Below are 7250 nucleotides of genomic sequence, written 5' to 3'. Positions count from 1 at the left end.
GAATGATTCATTTCTTGGATGGCATGTCAAAGAGGTCTTTAAAGGACCATCACGGTATATAGTCAATTGAGATTATGTTTCACGTTAATTTAAGAAACTGTCTTATTTTCCAAAACCATCTAAAAACTCCTTTATAATATTTAAATACTTGAATCCCCTGGAATCCGAACCAGGGGATATTTTTTATGGTTAAACTTTTTTCAAAACACCATTTTTTACTAGATTAATCAATGTCCCCTTATTTCCATATCTTTGATAGGCAATGAGCCTATTCAAGTCCTTTACAGTTAATTCAGATGGGTCAATTGCAAGCTTAAATTCATTACTGACTTTGCCAATTAGAGAAAGAGCAAACTCCATTTGTTTGGCTGTTAATTTGTAATCATCCCGATTGGCTGTCTGTTTTTCATTTTGCTGGTTTTCATTGGTAGATTGAATAGTTGCTGCATGTTCTTTAAGTTTTGCATCTATTATTGCCTCGACATCAGCCTGGCTTATGTTATGAATCTTTTCTTGAGATGTCTGCTGGGTTGGTTTAAATATTTTATCAAGAAGCCCTTTTAACACCTTATCCACTTCACTTTCATTAACATTCATTCCTACATATTTCTCTTATTCTATTATTAAATGATTACGGTAGAAAAACAATAGATAATAGTTATTTTATCCTGTTGAGGTAATTATTGGTGTTGTTCCCAAGTAATTTTATTTAAATTGGGATAGTAGCATTTAAATACGAAGGAAAATACCACTTATCATTAAATCTACAAGGTTTTTTTAAAGGGGAATTAAAGAAGTATGTCGTAATTTGTTGGATAAAGTATATTTGGAGGTGCGAACCATGAAAAATGGGAGTTCCATTGATTTTTCAATTAATAGAGATTTAGCAAAACAATTAATATGTGATGAGTTTTCCCCATTTTAGCTGCGGGGCCTCCTGTGTGTTCCGTAAGGTGTGTCCGTTCAACTCCGACCACCGGTATTTCTAGGTAAAAACGATTTATATTTAGAAACGATAAAGCACTCACAAATTTTGATACATCAATGTTTGTGAGTGTTTTTTATTTTGTGGGAAAGTTGATGAAAAAGCTTGGTTTTGAAATCATTTTATACATTTTTCCCCATTTACTAAACTTAGCTAGTTAAAATTCCATTTAGTTATAAAGATTTGATTATTTCTAGTATCAAATTGTATGTGATTTTGTCAGCTTGACCCTGGCGGTATGCTTATTCGAATAGGCTTTATTAGGTTTCAAACTTAATTCAGAGAAATTCAACATGGTTCCGAAAAAGCTGCGAAGTTCACCCGTGCCGTGATAATCTAAAGATTATTTCGCAAGGTCGTCCGAAGCAGATGAATGCCCCGCAGCTAAGCCTAGTTTAGAGGGGCATGCTGCATGATTTAATATAGTAGGACATGATACTCTTTTTCTTTCAAATAGCATTTTTATAATATGATTAATGATTATGTTTATTTAGTATTTTGTGTGTTTTGAAAATATTTAGAAAAATATATTGTAGATTGTATACAATATGTCGTATAATGAATTCAATACGAAAATGGAAGGAGGTTAATAATTGAGATGAAGTTAGATAAAATTAAATCTGTTTCTATTGCTTCGGAAGTTTTTAATCAACTCAGATTAAAGATAATTAATGGTGAACTAAAAAATGGACAAAGATTAGTAGAAATGGATCTAGCTAAGAACTTAGGAGTAAGTAGAACTCCAGTCAGAGAGGCTATTCAACGATTAGAACAAGAAGGATTAGTTGAAATACTCCCGAGAACACACAGCCTAGTCAAAGGAATATCCTTAGAATCCATCAATGAAATTATCCTCATTCGTTCCTTATTAGAGCCTACAGCAGCTAAAGTTGCAGCAACAAAAATCACCGACGATCAGCTATTGAAATTAAAAAGCTATCTAGATCTGTCAGAAGTCTACTTTCAACAAGGTAGAGTTGATGAACTTATGAAGGTCCATGACTTATTTCATGCGGAAATAATCAAAACCTCTGGCTTAATCAGATTAGTTAATATTCTAGAAAATTTACATGATTATATAGTTCATTTTAGACATTCCTTTTTAAGTAGACCTCATCTAGTAGAAAGATCCATTAAGGAGCACTTAGAAATATATGAGGCTTTATGCAGAAGAGATCCGGAACTGGTTGAAGAAGTATTTATCAAACATTTAAGTGGAATTACAGATTATGCAAAAGTTGTAATGGAAGATAATACGCCTTCAGAACAAATAACTTCGAACATATAGGAGGGTTGTAATGAATGATATTAAATCTACAAATGTTCGTGAGGAAATCAAAGAAACTATTCGAGTTTTAAGCGAGGAAGTAGGGCAAAGATTTGCTGGTACAGAAGGTGAATGGAAAGGGACAGACTACATTTATCAACGCCTTAATGAAATAGGAGTAGAAGCTGAGAAGCAAGTTTATCCTTTTATTGGTTGGGAGCCTAAAGGATCGCCTGAACTTGAGATTCTATATCCAATATCAAAAGTATTAAAAACAGCCTATCTATTATTTTCTGGGTCCACACCTAGTACTGGAATTAGTGGGAAACTTACATATCATGGGATAAAAGGATTGATACCTGGCGTTTATGATATGCCTTGTTACAACGTCTTAGGCGCAGAAGGCGAAATTTTAGCACAAATTGTTGTAAATAGCGGTGGCGATCCGATTGCATTACTGAATCCAAGATCAAAATTCCCTATTCCTGCAGTAGTTATGAGCTTTGAGGATCATCTTCATGTACAGGAACTTCTAAATGAAGGTCATGAAATTGAAGTGTTTGTAAAAGTGGAGGGAAATATAAAGGAGTGTAAATCTGCAAATATTATTAGTCATCCATACAAATCTAAAAACACCACAAATAGGAAAAAGGTAATTATTTGCGCTCACTCTGATACTACATTAAACACTCCTGGGGCTTATGATAATGGTTCAGGTATAGCTGGAATCATTGAAATTGCGAGAAGACTACGCAGTGAAAATTATGATTTTCCATTTGATGTTGATGTCATTGCATTTTCCAATGAAGAAGTCGGTTTTATCGGTGCAGACTATTATGTGAATGATTTAAAAGAGAGAGGAAGACTTGATGAAGTGGCAGCTGTAATTAATCTTGACCAAATTAGTGCAGGAGACAAGATTTGGTCATGGGTTGGACCAGAAGATTTTCGTCAAAAAGTAAATGATAGTTTTAGAGAATCCGGGGCTTATGAGAGAAGTGATTTTGAAGTTGATGTTGATACTCCTAAGGCTGGAGCAGATGAATGGATGTTCCATCTAGAAGGTATTCCAACAGCACTGCTCATGTTTTGGAGGTTGCCAGACTATCACCGTCCAACAGATACAATAGAAAAAATTGAATATGATAAAGTGGAGCTTATTATTGAAACCGTTTTTAATTTACTTAAACGAATAGAGTAAGGGTGAACAGCTATGTCAAAAAAAACTATCGTTCTTCTTTTGGCTCCGTCTGTCTTAATTCTATTGGGATTTTTCATTCTTCCTTTAATTGTTGTCCTTAATAATTCTATTTTGGATGAGAACGGAAGTATTACATTCCAGCATTATCTTTTATATTTTCAAGATCAACACTATTTGTCCATTACGTTCCGATCTTTAAAAATTTCTTTAATTGCAACTTTCATTACTCTGGTAATCGGTTATTTTATCGCATACTTTACAACCAAATATATTAAGAAAAAGATGTTGAAAAGAATTGCTTATATCCTGATCATTTCCCCATTATTTACAAGTGCAGTTGTCAGGTCATTTGGCTGGATGGTGATTTTGGGGAATAACGGATTTATCAACAAATCCTTAATGGGGCTTGGTATCATCTCTGAGCCGATAAAACTTTTGTATAACGAAACGGGAATCATAATTGGCTTGGTGTATATCTTAGCTCCTTTTATGATCTTATCTATAACAACAGTTTTAGAAAATATAGATACTAGATTTGAAGAGGCTGCTGCCGATTTAGGACTAAGCCCTTTACAAACTTTTATAAAAGTAACTCTCCCACTGACAGTCCCGGGTATTTTAGCTGGAAGTGTTATGGTTTTCTCTTTAGCTATCAGTGCATACGTAACACCTGCCATGCTTTCTGGAGGAAGAGTTCAATTAATTGCTACTGTTATCTATGAACAGATGATGCAAGTGTTTAATTATCAGTTTGGTTCAGCTGTTGCTTTTGCAGTCTTAATCTTTAGCTTCCTGATTATTGGACTGAATCATTATTTATTAAGATCTGACTGGGTTGAGGAGGGAAGACGTTGATCTCTAAAACATTTATGTGGATTGTGGGTTGTTTCCTTTTTCTATTCCTAGCCTTCCCTCTATTGGTTTTAATTAATGTTTCATTTACAGAACTAAACTATTTAAGCTTCCCTGGCCAAGGATTTACATTAAAGTGGTATCAAAAGCTTTTTGAAGATGTTTCTTATGTAGAGTCCTTCCTATATAGCTTCAAATTATCCGGTGCAGCAACACTCTTAGCAATATTAATCGGTATTCCTGCTTCTTACGGTTTAGCAAGGAATACTTTTAAAGGAAAGGGGATTGTGATGAATCTTATTTCATCCCCTCTCTTGCTTCCTCAAATTTTCTTAGGATTGGCTCTGTTACAGTTTTTTTACTACTTTACGAACAGCCCACAGAATTTCGTAACCTTAGTATTCGCACATATCGTTATTATTTTGCCATATGTTGTTCGGACATGTGTGAATAGCTTTATAGGGATAAGCCCATATATTGAAGAAGCGAGCAGGGACCTGGGTGCGGGAGCATGGAAAACCTTTTTCTCCATAACTTTGCCACTAATGAAATCAAGCATTATTGCTGGAACTCTATTTTCATTTGCTGTCTCTTGGATAAATGTAGAAGTGACCATTTTCCTTACAGCAGCTGATCAAATGGCACTTCCTGTTAAAATGTTCAATTATGTTCAGTATAATATCGATCCGATGATTGCTGCTGTTTCCGCTGTAACAATTTATATTGCTTTTATCCTAATTCTCATTATTGATATGTTAGTGGGAATTGAGAATATTGCCTCAAAATAAAACAGGACACTAGGGGTGCTTCTTTATGAAGAAATTAAGAGTGTATACAATATTATTCGTAGTTTTGTTAATGGTTGCTACTGGTTGTGGAAAGCCTGTTCAACCCAAAGGTGATGCAACTGAGGCTAATACAGATGTAAAAAGTCAGGAAATATCCATTGCCATTTTTGGTGGTGATTGGGGAGAAACTATTAAAAAGCACATTATTAAACCTTTTGAACAAGAGACCGGCATTAAAGTGAATATCATAGAAGGAAATTCAACAACAACTTATTCTCGTTTATTACAAGAAAAGGGCTCTCCTACTATTGATTTAGCTTTATTGGACTCAGGAATTTCCGAATTGTCATATCAGAATGATATTGTCGAAAAACTTGATAGAAGCAAATTTAAAGAAAGCGATTCTCTTTTACCTGAGGCATTTCAAGGAATTGATGATGAAACATTTGGTGTAGCTCTTGGATATTGGGGTTTAGGAATCGTGTATAACAAAGACGTAGTTAATAATCCACCAAAATCATGGAAGGATCTTTGGAATGACGAATACAAAGGAAAATTAACAATTCCTACACCTGCAACTACTGGAGGACTCCCTTTATTAATGCAAATTTCTGAGCTGGAAGGGGAAGAAAAAGGGAAAGTAGAAAAAGGACTAGAAAAATTGAAGTCTTTAGATGTAGTTGCATTTTTTGACGGATCAGGAGCTGCTACTAATTTATATCAAAGCGGAGAGGCTTCAGTTGGAGCACATTATGGTGGACCCGCATATGTAATGAAAGACCAAGGTCTGCCAATTGAGTTTGTCGTACCAGAGGAAGGCGTTCTAGGTGCAGGTAGCTTCTGGCATATTGTGAATGGGACAAAAAAGTCCGATCAAGTTTATTCCTTCTTAAACTATGCCACTTCAAAGGCAGCACAGGAAGGAATCGCTAATGACCTATATCTAGCACCTGTTCATAAGGATGTTAAATTAGATGAAAAAACGCTTGAAAGAATGCCATATGGCAAAAATGGATCACTACAGGATTTAAAAATGCCAGATTACAATCTCATAAACAAAAACAGGGATGACTGGAACGAACTCTGGAATAGACAAATGGGAAGTTAAGGAGGTTTCAATCATGACAGCGGTTCCATTAGCAGAAACCCGTACCTTACATCAGGCCGAAGAAAAAAATAGAATAATTGAGTTTAATGAGGTAACCAAAAAATATAATCAGGCAATTGCAGTTGATAACATTTCTTTAAGTATAAAAGAAGGGGAGTTCCTTTCCCTTCTTGGTCCCAGCGGTTGTGGTAAGACCACCACTCTTCGAATGATTGGCGGGTTTGAATTGCCAAGTCAAGGAAGCATAAAGATTGACGGTAAAGAAACAGGTAAATTACCACCTAATCACCGTCCAGTTAATACCGTTTTTCAGAACTATGCATTGTTTCCTCATTTAAGTATCTATAATAATATCGCTTTTGGACTAAAGCAAAAGAAAATATCAAAGGCTCAAATTACAAGCGAAACAAATGAAATTATCGAAATTATGGGATTAGAGGAGCATAAAGACAAATATCCAAGGCAACTGTCAGGCGGCCAGCAGCAAAGGGTTGCATTAGCTAGAGCTTTAGTGAACAAGCCCAGAGTGTTGCTCCTAGATGAACCACTCGGGGCACTAGATTTAAAGCTTAGAAAAAAAATGCAGTTCGAATTAAAAAAGCTTCATGAACAATTTAAGATTACGTTTATTTACGTCACTCATGATCAAGAGGAAGCTTTAATCATGTCAGACCGAATTGCGGTTATGAACAGTGGGAGAATTGAACAAATTGACACTCCCGAACAAATTTATAGCAATCCAAAAACGCTATTTGTTGCTGATTTTATCGGAGAAACTAACGTAATAGATGTAAATTTATTACAAAGCAAAAATAAAGAAAATCTATTGAAAGAGTTTCCGCAAATTAATACATCAAATAAAAAACTAGTAATTAGACCTGAACACTTAAAATTAACGAATAATTCCTATTCTTCAGACCGAATTGCATTTGATGCAAAAATAAAAAATGTTCATTTTGTTGGTTCAAAAAGAGTAGTTGAGTGTGTATCAGGTTCTCAGGAGATTATTATTAATCTACCTGATGAAGAAATTTTGGATTATTTAACTG

The 7250-nt window shown here is 34.9% G+C and carries 7 protein-coding genes; 6 read left to right on the top strand and 1 reads right to left on the bottom strand.

Going from position 1 to position 7250, the window contains the following annotated elements:
• Positions 1-189: 189 nt before the first annotated feature.
• A complete protein-coding gene (locus V7164_RS21340; RefSeq protein WP_335355184.1) occupies positions 190-597 on the bottom strand; it encodes an ABC transporter ATP-binding protein in 408 nt (135 codons plus the stop codon).
• 986 nt (positions 598-1583) lie between these two features.
• Here V7164_RS21340 and V7164_RS21335 point away from each other — a divergent pair.
• The 6 genes from V7164_RS21335 to V7164_RS21310 all read left to right on the top strand — a co-directional run.
• Complete coding sequence (locus tag V7164_RS21335; RefSeq protein WP_335355183.1) at positions 1584-2273, top strand: GntR family transcriptional regulator; 690 nt, start codon at positions 1584-1586, stop codon at positions 2271-2273.
• 10 nt (positions 2274-2283) lie between these two features.
• Positions 2284-3453: a M28 family metallopeptidase gene (locus tag V7164_RS21330; RefSeq protein ID WP_335355182.1), complete on the top strand. Its 1170-nt coding sequence runs from the start codon at positions 2284-2286 to the stop codon at positions 3451-3453.
• 12 nt (positions 3454-3465) lie between these two features.
• A complete protein-coding gene (locus V7164_RS21325) occupies positions 3466-4308 on the top strand; it encodes an ABC transporter permease (protein ID WP_335355181.1) in 843 nt (280 codons plus the stop codon).
• Entirely contained in the window at positions 4305-5093 is a 789-nt protein-coding gene (locus tag V7164_RS21320) for an ABC transporter permease (RefSeq protein WP_335355180.1), read from the top strand. Before V7164_RS21325 ends, V7164_RS21320 begins: the two co-directional genes overlap by 4 nt.
• Before the next feature lie 25 nt (positions 5094-5118).
• Positions 5119-6201 carry an ABC transporter substrate-binding protein gene (locus tag V7164_RS21315; RefSeq protein ID WP_335355179.1) on the top strand — a complete coding sequence of 361 codons (1083 nt, stop codon included), beginning with the start codon at positions 5119-5121 and terminating at the stop codon, positions 6199-6201.
• Between the two features lie 13 nt (positions 6202-6214).
• The coding region (locus V7164_RS21310; protein WP_335355178.1) for an ABC transporter ATP-binding protein at positions 6215-7250 on the top strand (1036 nt) is incomplete at its 3' end.

The sequence above is a fragment of the Bacillus sp. JJ1474 genome, assembly GCF_036965225.1.
GTDB lineage: Bacteria > Bacillota > Bacilli > Bacillales > Cytobacillaceae > Cytobacillus.
This window is presented reverse-complemented; position numbering and strand designations above follow the sequence as displayed.

Coding starts and splice junctions, on each gene's coding strand:
- V7164_RS21325 (WP_335355181.1), top strand. CDS start 3,466: ATGTCAAAAAAAACTATCGTTCTTCTTTTGGCTCCGTCTGTCTTAATT.
- V7164_RS21335 (WP_335355183.1), top strand. CDS start 1,584: ATGAAGTTAGATAAAATTAAATCTGTTTCTATTGCTTCGGAAGTTTTT.
- V7164_RS21330 (WP_335355182.1), top strand. CDS start 2,284: ATGAATGATATTAAATCTACAAATGTTCGTGAGGAAATCAAAGAAACT.
- V7164_RS21340 (WP_335355184.1), bottom strand. CDS start 597: ATGAATGTTAATGAAAGTGAAGTGGATAAGGTGTTAAAAGGGCTTCTT.
- V7164_RS21315 (WP_335355179.1), top strand. CDS start 5,119: ATGAAGAAATTAAGAGTGTATACAATATTATTCGTAGTTTTGTTAATG.